Annotated in this window: 13 protein-coding genes and 1 riboswitch; of the genes, 3 read left to right on the forward strand and 10 right to left on the reverse strand. The window is 39.5% G+C overall.

Annotated features, from left to right (window positions below):
- Positions 1 to 107: 107 nt before the first annotated feature.
- Entirely contained in the window at positions 108 to 1,937 is a 1,830-nt protein-coding gene (locus BQ5321_RS13745; RefSeq protein WP_071395016.1) for a helix-turn-helix domain-containing protein, read from the forward strand.
- Positions 1,938 to 2,047: 110 nt separating this feature from the next.
- On the opposite strand, the gene BQ5321_RS13750 is transcribed toward BQ5321_RS13745, so the two are convergent.
- From BQ5321_RS13750 to BQ5321_RS13770, 5 genes are all read right to left on the reverse strand, one after another.
- Positions 2,048 to 3,640 carry an amidohydrolase gene (locus tag BQ5321_RS13750; protein ID WP_071395017.1) on the reverse strand — a complete coding sequence of 531 codons (1,593 nt, stop codon included), beginning with the start codon at positions 3,638 to 3,640 and terminating at the stop codon, positions 2,048 to 2,050.
- Between the two features lie 123 nt (positions 3,641 to 3,763).
- On the reverse strand, positions 3,764 to 5,404 hold the full coding sequence (locus tag BQ5321_RS13755; RefSeq protein ID WP_071395018.1) for a catalase: 1,641 nt from the start codon (positions 5,402 to 5,404) through the stop codon (positions 3,764 to 3,766).
- 467 nt (positions 5,405 to 5,871) lie between these two features.
- Positions 5,872 to 6,050: riboswitch (cobalamin riboswitch) on the reverse strand.
- Positions 6,051 to 6,190: 140 nt separating this feature from the next.
- Positions 6,191 to 7,525, reverse strand: coding sequence for an MATE family efflux transporter (locus BQ5321_RS13760; RefSeq protein ID WP_234978410.1), 1,335 nt, complete (start codon positions 7,523 to 7,525; stop codon positions 6,191 to 6,193).
- Positions 7,526 to 7,882: 357 nt separating this feature from the next.
- Positions 7,883 to 8,254 carry a DsrE family protein gene (locus BQ5321_RS13765; RefSeq protein ID WP_071395019.1) on the reverse strand — a complete coding sequence of 124 codons (372 nt, stop codon included), beginning with the start codon at positions 8,252 to 8,254 and terminating at the stop codon, positions 7,883 to 7,885.
- Between the two features lie 128 nt (positions 8,255 to 8,382).
- Positions 8,383 to 8,829 (reverse strand): hypothetical protein, encoded by a 447-nt coding sequence (locus tag BQ5321_RS13770; protein WP_071395020.1) that lies wholly within the window; start codon positions 8,827 to 8,829, stop codon positions 8,383 to 8,385.
- 118 nt (positions 8,830 to 8,947) lie between these two features.
- Between BQ5321_RS13770 and BQ5321_RS24290 the strand changes: the two genes are divergently transcribed.
- Positions 8,948 to 9,103 carry a hypothetical protein gene (locus BQ5321_RS24290; protein ID WP_159433434.1) on the forward strand — a complete coding sequence of 52 codons (156 nt, stop codon included), beginning with the start codon at positions 8,948 to 8,950 and terminating at the stop codon, positions 9,101 to 9,103.
- Between the two features lie 70 nt (positions 9,104 to 9,173).
- Here BQ5321_RS24290 and BQ5321_RS13775 read toward each other — a convergent pair whose 3' ends face one another.
- The 3 genes from BQ5321_RS13775 to BQ5321_RS13785 all read right to left on the reverse strand — a co-directional run bounded on the left by BQ5321_RS13775 (position 9,174) and on the right by BQ5321_RS13785 (position 11,785).
- Positions 9,174 to 9,545 carry an iron chaperone gene (locus BQ5321_RS13775; protein WP_071395021.1) on the reverse strand — a complete coding sequence of 124 codons (372 nt, stop codon included), beginning with the start codon at positions 9,543 to 9,545 and terminating at the stop codon, positions 9,174 to 9,176.
- Positions 9,546 to 9,713: 168 nt separating this feature from the next.
- The gene (locus BQ5321_RS13780; protein WP_071395022.1) at positions 9,714 to 10,709 is read right to left on the reverse strand and encodes a zinc-dependent alcohol dehydrogenase family protein; all 996 of its coding nucleotides are present in this window, start codon (positions 10,707 to 10,709) and stop codon (positions 9,714 to 9,716) included.
- A 209-nt stretch (positions 10,710 to 10,918) separates the two neighbouring features.
- Entirely contained in the window at positions 10,919 to 11,785 is an 867-nt protein-coding gene (locus BQ5321_RS13785; protein ID WP_071395023.1) for a MerR family transcriptional regulator, read from the reverse strand.
- Between the two features lie 171 nt (positions 11,786 to 11,956).
- Here BQ5321_RS13785 and BQ5321_RS13790 point away from each other — a divergent pair, with 171 nt between their 5' ends.
- Entirely contained in the window at positions 11,957 to 12,400 is a 444-nt protein-coding gene (locus tag BQ5321_RS13790; protein ID WP_071395024.1) for a MaoC family dehydratase, read from the forward strand.
- A gap of 320 nt (positions 12,401 to 12,720) precedes the next feature.
- On the opposite strand, the gene BQ5321_RS13800 is transcribed toward BQ5321_RS13790, so the two are convergent.
- Entirely contained in the window at positions 12,721 to 13,266 is a 546-nt protein-coding gene (locus BQ5321_RS13800) for a DUF1697 domain-containing protein (protein WP_071395026.1), read from the reverse strand.
- A gap of 47 nt (positions 13,267 to 13,313) precedes the next feature.
- Complete coding sequence (locus BQ5321_RS13805) at positions 13,314 to 13,913, reverse strand: TetR/AcrR family transcriptional regulator (RefSeq protein WP_071395027.1); 600 nt, start codon at positions 13,911 to 13,913, stop codon at positions 13,314 to 13,316.
- Positions 13,914 to 14,072: the final 159 nt, after the last annotated feature.

The raw sequence follows: 14,072 nt of genomic DNA on the forward strand, positions 1-14,072 counted from the left end.
ATGTAATTAAATGAATATTCTGACAATTTTTTTGTGCTTTTTACACAAAAACGCAAAGGGGATTTAATTGTAATTGAATGGATTGCATAGAGAAAGGATGTGGAAAGATGCAGGATACATTAACTCGTCGGCAATTGGAGTCCTTAATCCATATGTCTAACGTCATTAATTCGAAATTAGATATTGATACTATTTTCGATTCGATCATTAATGAAGCGATTTCTGTTGTTGAAGCTGCAGGAGGAGGTTCGATATGGGTATTTGACGAAAGCCAGGACCGACTCATTGCAAAATCAGCACAAGGATTATTTTATCCACATATTTTTCGGCAAATTAAGTTAGTTAGCGGTGAATCTATGACAGGGATGGCCTTTTCGGAAAGACATTGTCTCTTTTTTCGGAATGAAGAAGAAGTGAAACAAGCACTGACCACATTAACACCCGATAACAGAGATTTATTGGAACGTTCTATTCCAAGTAGTTTTCACTTTACCTCTGTCATCTCTTCACCTATTTTACAAAATGGAAAATGTATTGGCGTGATTACATTGGACTCCTTCGAGCATTCCCTACAGTTTAAGCAGGAGGATATTAATCTATTGGAAGCCATTGGCCACCAGGCCGCGATTGCGGTGGAAAAATCGAGTCTATATTTTGAAAAGGAAAAAATGGTCCAAAAGCTTTCCCATTCAATCGAAATACATAGGAACTTGGCAAATCTTGTCGTAAACGGCGAAGGAATTCAATCCATTCTGAATTTTATACATAAAAAAATGGGACAGCAAATGCTTCTTTTTGATGAAATAGGAGAGCTTAAGGCTTCTGCCTGCCATTCTTCGATTTCAATTGAAATAGTCGAATATATGAAAAAATACGCAAAACAAATGATTCCATCATTAGAAAACTCACATACCGTTACGGAAATAACCTTAAAGGATGATCCATTCCAATTAGTTGTATTGCCGCTTGGCTCTAAGCAAAAAGCCTTAGGCGGGCTCGTTATTCTCTCTAGGCAAAAAATGAGCAAGGTAGATATCTCCGCTCTTGAACATGCTTGTACCGTTATTTCACTTGAACTGGTAAAAGAGGAAGCAGTTTTGGAAACACAGCAGCGATTAAGAGGAGAATTCGTAACAAAGCTCTTCTCAGGTCAAATGGATGAAGTACTGATTCAGAAAGCAAAACATTTACATTTTGACCCTAACTGGAACTACGTCTCCCTTATTATTCATTTTGAAGACAAAGGAAACGAGCAAAAGTTCCTTGATGATCACATGATCAAGAATTTACTCCATATGGCAAATATGATACTACTCGAAAAAAACCTCCAGGTTACAACAGTAAGGGATGAAAACCAAATTACAGCTCTTCTATCCTGGTCTTCCAAAGTTTCTTCATCCAATATGAATGCAGAAATAAAGGAGCTTGCTACCAAATTACAGCAGAAAAGTAGAAGTAAATATAGCGAGATAGTTGTCTCGATTGGGATTGGAAGAATGAAGCAGGGGCTTACCTTTGTCCATGAGTCATTTGTAGAAGCGACAAAGTGCATAACTTTTCTCAAAAATTATGAGTTTGATCAAAGAGTTCTAAGCTATACAGATCTTGGAGTTCAAAGATTTATTTTGCAAAATTCACAGGAGGAATTAATCGATTTTATAATGGAGGTATTAGGTCCCCTTATTGAATATGAAAAATCTCGAAAAGGAGAATTATTGAGTACACTGGTTGCTTATTTAGAGCAAAACAAGAACATCAAAAAAACCGCTGATTTCTTACATATTCACACGAATACCTTAAACTATCGTTTAAAACGGATGGAGGAAATTCTAGTAACGGATTTAAATGATAGTCAACCATTATTTAATATTCATCTAGCAGTCAAGATCTATCAGTATATTAAGGATAAAAAAGCTCTACAAAAAAATAGGGGCTAAAAATAAGTCTATTATATACTTTTAGGCTGCCTTTATTCTAATGAGGCAGCCATTAGCTTGTACTTTTTGTTTCGTCATTAGTGATAATACTTAGTTTGGAGAACCTATTTTCACCCAACTGGCTTGGAACGATCATAGACGATTCGTCCTGCCACAACGGTTTTCAACACTTTTGCTTCTAGAATAGCTTCTGAGGAACCTTCGAATAAATCACGATCAAAAATAGAGAAATCAGCCTCATAGCCTGGTTTAATCAGTCCCCGCTCATGCTCTTTATGAATAGCTTGGGCACTTCCAAGTGTATAAAGCTGGATGGCCTCGAAACGGGAGAGTTTTTCACCTGGTAAGTATCCATTATGGTCTTGATTGGGTTTCTTACGTTCTACAGCAGCATAAATAGTGGCTAAGGGGTCGATGTCTTCTATAGGAGCATCCGTTCCTGCTGCACACATAATTCCCCGGTCCAACAATTTTTTCCACGAATAAGCCCAGTCGAGCCGCTTGCTACCAAGACGTTGGATGACCCATGGGAAATCCGACGGAACAAAGGCTGGTTGAATATCTAATACAACCGGTAGTTTTTCTATACGTTCTACTAAATCCTGCCTTAACACACAGCAATGAATCAGACGATCTCTTTTGCCCTTAGTTGGCGGATTTTTTTCAATCACATTTAGGATTTGTTCTGCTCCTGCATCACCAATGATATGAACCGCTACAGCTTCATGATGCTTCCGTGCTATTTTCACTAGGTTCTCCACTTCTTCCTCTGTATGAATAAGCAGACCGCTGTTGTTTGGTTGATCATCATATGGCCTTGATAGAGCAGCAGTCGAACCACCTAAAGCACCATCAACAAAGATTTTCATTGCACCAGGTTCAATAAAGCCATCGACATAGGCAGGATTCGCTTCCTGCATTTCCTCGAAAACAGCATGATGGCGCAGCAATGACACTCTAAAATGTTGTTTTTCACCCACTACACGATAAAAGGCCGTTAATGGAATTGTATATTCCCCAAAGTAGTTCATGTCCTCTGTATGTCCGCCTGTTAATCCTTTCGCAAGCATATCATCAATCGCAATATGTAAGGCCTCTGTTAATGAATCAATATAGGCTTCCCCTTTCTTTGGAACTGCCTCAGTTACGGCTGTCATCGCTTGGTCATATAAAAGACCGTTTAAATTCCCTTCTCTATCTCTTCCGATTTTTCCGCCTGCCGGTGCATGGCTATCTTCATAAATCCCGCCAGCATTTAGCGCGGCTGTATTCCCTAAGATCACGTGGTGGCAAACTCTTGTTAAAAGTATCGGCTCTTCTCTTATCGCATCAAGCTCTTCTACCGTTGGAATTCTTTGATCAGAGAAAAGATTTTCATTCCATCCTTCACCAAAAAGCCAAGCATTTGTAGGAGCTGTTTCTGCCGCTGCTTTAACGAGCTTAAGCAGTTCTTCAGCCGATTTGGCCTTTCTCAAGTCAAGGCGAAGCAGCTTTTCCCCTTGAAAAATCATGTGAAGGTGACTGTCCACGAAGCCTGGATACATGGCTGCACCTTCTAGGTTAATCAGTTCATCTGCTTGTAAGTGAAGCTCGTCAAACGTCCCGACAGCAATAATTTTATCCTTTTCTAGAAGCACCGCTTCAACGACTTCATACTCCCTTTCCATTGTATAAATCTTACCGCCATACCATAGCTGTTTCATCCAAAGCTTCCTTTCCGTTGTATTTTGATACGATTATCATATGATATTCGAGTTCAAATGCACAAAACCTTTCCTTAATAAAAACATAGAAAAAACTCGTCAAAAATTATGACGAGTTTTTCGTTAATAGGGATCAGCTTCATGGCTTTTCTTAACTGCATCCTTTGTGGCTTCGTTCGCTGCAATGGAACCTTGGCCGTATTTCGATTGACCTGATTCGCGACCTGGTACCTTGTTTTCCTGCTCCATCCCTTGTAGCTCTTTCATTTTCTTTTCAATACCTTCTTTGACACGACGACCATAATCTTCATCTGCTTGTGTAAAGTGTTCAATCATGGCATCTTGAATTCGTTTATCACAGATTGCTAGGGCATCGGAAAGATTCTTAATCAATTCATTGCGCTCCCAGTCCTCGAAGCTGCGATAAGTGTGACCAGCCTGTCCGTAGTTGTTCGGGCGATCAATCGGTGCGCTCATTGCCGCCGCATTATACATTGGTTGATGCGGCGCCCGCCCTTCTGTGTTCGCCTCCTGAAGGCCGCCAAGCATGGATGGTTCATAATTAATATGTGGATCTTCCCCAGACTCTTTCGGGTCACGAATATCCATTTGGCCGCGTCGCTGATTTGTGCGGACTTCCGTTTTCGGTGCATTGACAGGAAGCTGTAAATAGTTTGCACCGATGCGATAGCGCTGTGTATCGGAGTATGAAAAGGTTCGACCCTGAAGCATTTTATCATCTGAAAAATCCATACCATCAACAAGCACACCTGTCCCGAAGGCAGCCTGCTCAATTTCTGCGTGGAAATCAGCTGGATTGCGGTCGAGCACCATTCGTCCTACTGGCAGCCAAGGGAATTTTTCCTCTGGCCAAAGCTTTGTGTCATCAAGCGGATCAAAATCGAGCTCCGGATGATAATCATCCTCCATAATCTGAACAAAAAGCTCCCATTCCGGATAATCCCCGCACTCAATCGCTTCATATAAATCCTGTGTCGCATGACCAACGTTCTTTGCTTGAATCCTGTCCGCCTCTTCCTGGGTTAAATTACGAATGCCTTGTTTCGGCTCCCAGTGGTATTTCACCAGCACTGCCTCGCCCTTGGCATTCACCCATTTATAGGTATTGACTCCTGAGCCCTGCATATGGCGGTAGGTGGCGGGAATTCCCCATGGTGAAAAAAGAAAAGTAATCATATGTGTTGCTTCAGGTGTTCGGGATACAAAATCAAACATCCTCTGTGGATGGGAAACATTCGAAGCCGGGTCGGCTTTAAAAGCGTGAATCATATCTGGAAACTTCATCGCATCGCGGATAAAGAAAATCTTCAGGTTGTTCCCAACCAAATCCCAGTTTCCATCTTCCGTATACATTTTCACCGCAAAGCCGCGCGGATCTCGTGCCGTTTCTGGTGAGTCCTTTGCTCCAGCAACAGTAGAGAATCGCACCATTAGAGGAGTCCGTTTCCCAGCCCCTGAAAATACCTTTGCCCGAGTATATTTTTCTACCGGTTCATTGCCCACTTTTCCATAGGTTTCAAAATATCCGAAGGCTCCTGTTCCTCGTGCATGTACAACACGCTCCGGAATTTCTTCACGGTCAAAATGGGATATTTTTTCAATGAAATGGTAATTCTCTAGTGTTGCTGGACCTCGGTCACCGATGGTCCGAATATTTTGATTATCAGATACTGGATGCCCCTGACGTGTGGTCAACGTCTCACGCTTTACTTCCTGTTCATTCCTATCTTTGTTCTCTGCCAAATAATAAAACCCCCTCGATATTCGTTACCCTTATATCTTGTTTGTTTTTGTAAAATTTATACAATCGGAGAGATGGTTTTTACAAAAAATACAAATTGATTTATAGGATTGATAACAAAAGTGCTTGCGTAAACTGGCATTCCTTAAACAAGCAAGAATAATCCCTGCAGAGTGACACCACAGGGATTCATGAAAAATGATTAAAAAGTGTAACGATGATGTTGCCTTATAATTTATACCAGCCTGTAAATTCGCCTTTTTCTCTAGCAATCTCCACACATGTTTCGACTGTTGGAGCTGTAATGATAAATAAACCATCGCTGAAAAAGAACCCCATTTTAACCATAAATATCCCCTCCCTTCTTCATATAAAAAGGCTGCCTCATAGGTAGTAGGCAGCCTTAGATGGAAACGTTGGGAAATGGAAAAAAACGAACGTCTCCACTTCCTAGTCCCCGAGAAAATGTTTGATTGGTTTTATGCAGGCAGGTCTCCTGGCTTCGCTTCATTCTACGATTCCCTTCCCGAGCAAGAGCACAGTGGTCATGAATCATCGTCAGCATTACAGTTGCGGGGACAGCGTCGGAATTACACCGATCTTCCCTATTAAACTACATTACGTAGTACCTTTATAAAACGAATATAAAATTGTAATTCTACCAACATTATTGTAGCATATAAAAATAGTTAAAACAATTATATATATTCTGTCAATTCATTTTTGTTGAATAATTTTTGAGGTGGTCGTTTTCAGGAACTGTTGAAATTTCATTTTTTTGACTAGAATCATGCTGCAAACAATGGCTTTTTCCTCCATCCTCCCCACTTAAAATAAGAAAATGCAAAAATGCTGCTAAAAATGAAACTAATTCCCATGCCAAGAGCAATCCCATTCTGACCTATTAAATGTGAGCAAAAAAAGGTTAGAGGATAACGAAGCAGCCAAAAGGACAGGATGTTCAGGATTAACACCTGGTACATGGCTCCTGCCGCCCTAACAATTCCATTGAGAATGAAATTGAGCCCGATAAAGGGATAGAAGAAAGCAATGATTTTTAAATAATCCGTACCGAACCTTACTGTATCGGTTTCTTTTACAAATAAAGCTGTAAGGGCTTCTGCAAATAAGTAAACTACGGAAGCAATCACTAGCATAATGATCACATTATACACCGCGCCATATAGGGCAATTTGGCGGACACGGTCCCATCGATTGGCCCCAATGTTCTGTCCTGCCATGCTGTTTACAGCCGTTCCTAATGCCATGGCTGGAATGGTAATTAAACTGTCAATTCTTTGTGAAGCGCCGAAGCCTGCCACAACTGCTCCATCAAACGAATTGACGACTGTAAGAATGGCTGTGATACCAGCATAGATGACCATCATTTGCAGTCCGGCCGGGATGCCTAATTTTAGGATCAGCCATACCTCCTCCCTGCTCGGTAGCGTAGGAATGGAAAATGGCACCAGTCTCCGGTGAAAGGTGTAAATCAATGCTAGTAGGAATGAAAACCCCTGCGCCAATACGGTCGCATACGCAGCACCTTGGATTCCCCATTGAAACACTTCGATGAACAATGGGTCCAAAACACCATTCAATACAACCGCAACAAACACAAACTTTAATGGTGTTTGACTGTCACCTAAAGCCCTAAGGACCGTTCCGATAAAATTATAGCCCATGATAAAGAGAATACCCAGGAAGTTGATGCGGAGATACAGGTTTGCTTCATGTAGCATTTCATTTGGCGTATGAAGCAGTTGTAACAGCTGTTCAGAAAAAATAAAGCCAAGTAGTCCGACCAGAATGGAGAGTGTAGCTAACAGGACAACAAAAGCATTGATGTACTTCTTTAGCCCGCTCTTATCGTTCATTCCTTTTTGCTGCGATAATATCGTTAATGTTGCATTGTTTATCCCAAGGATAAAGGCCAGAAGCGTGACCACAATCGTAGAGGAAATGGTTATCGCTCCAAGTGCATTTCCTCCTAACAAATTCCCGACCCACAGACTATCAATAAATTGGTAGGATACCTGGAGAAGATTGGTAAGCATGATCGGTCCTGCGAAAGAAATCATTTGCCTTCGAACAGAGCCCTTTGTAAAATCGTGCTGCGGCAAAACGTAACACTCCTTGTCTTATTATATCTATGAATCACGTATATCACTTTGATTATGATACCATATGATGATGAATCAAACGTATTCCCTGCTTGATGGAGGGTATTAGCCTATCATAAGCATGCTAGGCGATATAGATGGAAGAGTTAATCTAGTCTTAGTACGGCAGATGCAGGTGGATTAATATGGGAAGAGATGGTGAAGGGAAGTGTTTTGTAAGAGGAAAAGAGGGATTGATGTCCTATTCATTTGGATGCTGGATTATTCTCCGAAACAAAGACATTTCCTATCTTATTGATGATCGAAATGTCTAACCCCTCTAATAGGAAAAAATGGTCCGGCATGAAGATGCTTTGTTTAGTTTAACTGCAGGCTTTTCTTCGAATTCATGATGGCATCAACCACATAATCGGCTGTAACGACTTCGGCTGCATCTAGAATATTGTCCTTTGAGACCCCATTATGCTCCATACAGGAAGAGCATACTTTTAACTTACCACCCTTTTCTAAAAATGTTGGCAGGATGTCCTTAATCGGCTTAAACGGTGCACCAATATCAATTTTATCTGCGTACCCTTTTTCCGCTAAATGTACGGCATGTGATAATAATAATATTTCAACACTATGACCCTTTTCTAACGCCTTAGCCCCCATTGTAAAGGCAATGGTTACATTATTGGCATCATTTTCATGCGACGTTAATGTGATTAATAAATCAGTAGCATTCATTTTTTCTTTTCCTCCCTAGAATGGTTCATTAAATATAATGGTATAAAAATACCCTTATAGGTATAATTATAACACTTTTATTTGGGAATTCAAACCATATATTTTTAATAAACAACGGAATGGCAGCGCTATTGGATCATCATCCGTTCCCAATCCTTCGGCAATAGCTCTTTAGCGTAACCGTATAGTTCCCCCATTTCTGAATTAAAGCCGATGGGGACTTCAAATGACATAAATTTAGAAATATAAAAATAAAGATATGCTTCCTGTCGTTCATAATCCGCTCTGGCTTCAATTCTATTAACTGTTTGATGGATAACGGTCCCTAAGTAGTAATCATCAAACGACAAATCATCGTCAGCGGGGATTTCTTGATTCATGGCTATTTCAGTTGGGTTTGCGATTCGATAATGGGTAGTTAAAATGGTTCCATCGTCCATTTCAATATCACCGGCTACATAATTCCGATCTATGTAGGGTTCTTCGATATTTTCCACAGTTGTCCCAATCAAGTGGTCAAAATAGTTTTCGAACCTTTTCCCATAAATAGCGATGAATTGATCTAACGTGTACATCAATAATCAAATCCTTTCAAAAATGTGTTCAGGTATATTATTTTTTGTTGTTTCTTGTTAAAAAACTCCCTTTTTGTCCATTTGTTTTTCTTTAAGCGTATATTACTGATGGGATAGAATGAAGAATGGAAAAAAGTCAGCTGGCTGTCAGAACAAGGGTTGTCTTCTGACAAGGATGAGGAAAAAAACCATCCGCCTGTCAGAACAAGGGTTGTCTTCTGACAAGGATGAGGAAAAAAACCATCCGCCTGTCAGAACAAAGGCTATGTTCTGACAAGGGTTAAGCAAATTTTACTTTGGCTGTTAGAACCTGTTTCGTATTTTTAGCTAACTTCAGCTCCCTTCTATTCCCGCCATAATTTAGTATAATCCTCTTTATCCTTGATATTAAATTCGATCATCTTCTCGAGCAAATCGTAATCGACTGGCTTTTTCCACGGAATTCGAAACAAACCTTTAGTAGCGCTATAGCCTGCTTGGGCAATTTCATCGGTAAATTGTGCAATGCCTGCATCCTCAGGCGATACACTCATATGCTGCTTCGATGTCGAAAAGCCGATAATAAAGGTGCCATGGTCAGTAAACATGGGGGTATTCCACTTCATTTGCGGCTCCAGGCTTGGAAATGTATCTGCCACCCACGTTAAAATTTCTTTTGTTCGTTCACGGTGGTCAGGATGATCGATACTTGCTAAAAATTGTTCAAACACTTCCATTTTGATTCCTCCTATCTTTATACCGTCCAATTTTTGACCGATATATCTACTGGATTGAAAATCACTGAAATATACTGCTTTACTAATAAATTCCTTTAAATTCCTTTTCAAATAATGAGTGTTTATAGAGAATGGGAAACCCATAATAAATAGGATTTCCCATCAACTCTACCAATGATTAACTAAGACAATCTTGCCAACTGCTTTTTTCGCTTCATAATAGTCATGTGCCTCGGAAACCTCATCAAAGGAAAATACTCTTTCATCAATTAAGGGCTTTAGCCTTCCTTCTTCAATCAATGGAGTCAACTTCTTTAAGATGTCTCCATTGATGTGGCGATATTCTTCATGTAGAATCGGCAGCTCGATGAAAACGACATGGAAATCTAAAGCTTTTAAGAGAAATGGAGTCAGATTATAATTCTGACTGACCGCAATGGCCACAATCTTCCCATATAATGAGGCTGCTTCTATTGAATTCTCTAAATTTTCACGGTCCACTGTATCAAAGATATACTTAAATCCTTTTCCATCTGTATACCTATTCACATAATCTTGTACGGGTGTTTCTTTATAATTAATAACAACATCGGCACCAAGCTCCTTCGCAATCTGAGCTTTTTCTGTTGTAGATACGGTAGTATAAACCTTTGCACCGAGCCATTTTGCCAGTTGAATGGCCATATGCCCAACGCCGCCTGTTCCGCCGTGAATGAGTATCTCATCTCCTGCTTGAAGGTTGGCCCGTTTCACTAGAGCTTCCCAGGCTGTGAGCGATATAACAGGCATGGCAGCTGCTTCTGTAAATGTTAGGTTTTTTGGTTTGCGAGCTAGCAATCTAGCATCGGCAAGCATGAATTGGCCTAAAGCACCACTCGTGCCTTTTACACCGCCGGCAAAGCCATAAACCTCATCCCCGACCTTAAATTCGGTTACTCCTGCGCCTACTTCCGTCACAATCCCTGCTACATCACCGTGTAAAACAGCCGGAAATTCAGGGGCAAATTTAGCAAAAACACCGCTGCGTATTTTGGTATCTATTGGATTCAAGCTTGTCGCTTTAACCTGAATCAGGACATGCATCGGTTTTACTTCTGGCATAGAAAGTTCAGCTAATTCAAAAACAGCTGCCTCCCCGAACGAACGAATAACCTGCGCCTTCAAAAGAATCACTCCTTGAAATGTATAATTTTATAATTTTCAATTTTATCTTATTTTTTTAAAAATAGATATTCATTTGTTTGTTTCTTGAAGTGATTCATTTCATTAATAGGTTTCTTACATGCAGTAAGGAGTTAAGGCTTGCGACTCTAGTCTTGGGGGCATGTCAATAGTCATCAAACATAAAAGGCCCTCGTGCTTCCTTTTGTATTTTACCATAGAGATGTTTGTGGATATCTTTCAAGAAAGCTTTTATTCATCTTTTCCAGTTTTTCCATATACTCAAAATAGGAACGGCTTAATATTTTTAAGTTATTAATAAAATTTTCATAGTAACCACTGCTTTCTTGAAGCTCTTGTAACAATTGTTGTAATCGATATACTGGTGTTGACTTAAATTCTGTTGAACCACGAAATTGAATATATGTTTCAATCTTCTGTTGATTTATAGCCAGATAGCTATCTAAATCCTCGACTGCGCTTAGCAGAGCAGTATTCATATTTTCGATATCCTCCTGCTCCATTAAGGGCATGATACCTTCTAAAGATTCTTCCAATTCTCTGATTATGCAAACATGGTCCAGAAAATGAATCATGTTTGCATAGGCCTTTTCCTTCTCCGGACTATCAATTTTTTCATTAAGAAATGGACCGAAATGAATGGCCAAGTACAAACCGTATACTCCAGGAAAAGACCGAACTAATTTTTCTTTTATGGTTAAAGTAAGGTTAAGGTTCTTTTCAATATATTCTTTTGCCTTATCCACACTGTAGTTTTGAATTAACTGCTCTAAGCATTTTTGCTGTTCTTGTATTCTTTGTTGCTTTACATCCATTAAATATTTGTACTGTAACAGTGCTGCTGCTTTGTTACTGCTGGCAAGAACTTTTTTGATGTCAGAAATCGTTAATCCCAAGCTTCTTAGAACAAATATTTCCTTTAATATGGCAATATCTTGATCAGTATAGTTTCGATAGCCGTTTTCTTCAACTTTAGGTTGAAGAAGGCCATGTTTTTCATAATAGTATATGGCCTTTTTCGTTAAGGAGCATTTTTTACAAACCTCGTTTATAAGCATATTTATCACCTCATGATCATCATAGACTGAACCCTTAGGTAACAGTCAACTCTAGTTAATGAATTTCTTGACAGTTTATAAGTTTACGAATAGGATTTTGCATACATATGCACGAAAGTATAAATAGTGATCAATATTATGTGATACATAGGAATAAGGGAGGATTTATGAATGGCGCTTTATCTAGAAGATTTACATGTAGGTGATACTTTTATTAGTGAAAAATACCATTTAAGTGCGGACAAGATTAAAAGCTTTGCTCGTGAGTTTGATCCTCAGGTTTTCCACTGTGATGAGGATCTAGCAGAAGATACTTTTTTCAAAGGTTTAGCTGCGAGCGGTTGGCATACGGCAGCGATTACAATGAGACTGTTGACGGAAAGCTTGCCCTTTGCACATGGAGTTATTGGAGCAGGGGTAGAGATTAACTGGCCACAGCCAACACGACCAAATGATATTTTATATGTTAAAAGCAAGATTAAAGAAATGAAAACTTCGAAATCAAAGCCAAACCAAGCGATTGTATTTGTAGAGTGCGAGACAATTAATCAACACGATGAGGTTTGTCAAACTTTGGTGGCAAAACTATTAAGCTTTAGCAGGAAGGAGGATTAGAAGGAAGGAAGTAAAATGATGTAGAAAAAAAACTCCATTCTTTGAATATCAGCAGCAGGTTTTAGGTTCCGTATCAAATTCGCCCGTCGAATTTGCGTCCGGATTACCTGAGCTCGCTTGGGTAAACTACCTTTAAAAAATTCCGTGACATCCGCCGGAGGCTTAACTTCATTCAGTCGGGGTTTGAACCCCCACTGAATCGAAGGACTATTTGCCTTCATCCCCCGCTTGTAGAAGTGGAGCACTTCTGTACCTGTCGCAAGCTTTTGGTACAAAAAGCATTTGATTTGCTGAATGAAGTTAATAAATGTTCGAGAACACTAACGGTTTTGCGCTTGCATCATTTCATATATCTTACGAGCGGTATTGACATTTCTAACTGTAACTTGCTTATATATCTTCGATCCAATAATTTTTGACTTTCCACTTCTAGTCACATTCTTCTTGTCGACCGACCATAGGATGGCACCGGGGACATATGTTACCGTATCAATCTCTTGTTTAATGACCAAACTCTCCAGTACCGTTTCATCATCAATTTCATCCCAAAGAAACATGACATCACTTGACATTTCTTTGTCATTTTTCCATGTCTCAGGAATAGCCCGAATGATTACTTTCACTTCATCAACACTACGAATGACTACTTTAATCTTTAACCCAAAACCCTTACATATCGCTTCTTCCAGCATACTGGCAAGTTCGGCTTTTGAATGCTCTTTATTGAAAAAAATAATATTACCTGTATTGATGTATGTCACCACATCCTGCATTCCAACTCGTTCAAACATTTGTTTGAGCAGCTTCATATCTATTTTATTTTTTCCGCCTACATTAATGCCCCGAAGAAGTGCAACATAAACCATAAACAGCCCTCCTTTCAACTAATTCAAATTTCTTAATAGATTTACCTCTATTGACTATTATGACAAATTGTAGCTAAATGATAATGGATGACTTCCTTCACCTTTTCCGCAGAGTATATATCAGACCTTAACAAAGCATGGATGGACAGGCCTTCAAGCAATGCCGATAATCTATACGTTTCTACTTCTACATCAACGGAATCCGATAAAATCCCTTTTAAAACGAGTAGCTCGATCATGGAATGGGCTAATTGATACGTACCGTTCGTCATTTCCTCTTTTTTTTCTTTTAATGTATCACTTGTAAGGGAACGAAGCGCGAAAATCCACCAGACACTCGTTTCAATTTTCTTTTCTTCGTCAATGGGTACAAGCTCTAATAAAACCTCCTCAACAGCCTGCAATGGGTTTTCTGACCAATCTTTATCTTGTGAGCGTCTTTTCCCTTCCTCTAGGTAGTAATTCATAATAAATAATAACATTTCATCCTGTGTTGAAAAATAATGTCTTAACGCACCCGCTGACATCCCTGCTTCAACGGCCACTCTTCGAATTGACGCTTTCTCAATCCCTACTTTCTTAATAATGTTCCAAGCTGCCTCAGCAATTAACTTCTTCTTTTCCTCATGATTCACCATTTTTGGCATAGGTAATAATCACTTCCTTTTTTTAATACAGTGTGTTATTATCTTTTTAGCACAGTGTATTATAATGATGATACCACATTATAATAAGGAGGGACAATGTAGCTGATTGAAACGGTTGAAGCAAAGCTCTCCTCTTTTTTCTATCGGAATTTAGAAGTA

Origin of the sequence: Bacillus tuaregi (genome assembly GCF_900104575.1) — a bacterium.
In the GTDB taxonomy this organism is placed as follows: domain Bacteria; phylum Bacillota; class Bacilli; order Bacillales; family Cytobacillaceae; genus Bacillus_BD; species Bacillus_BD tuaregi.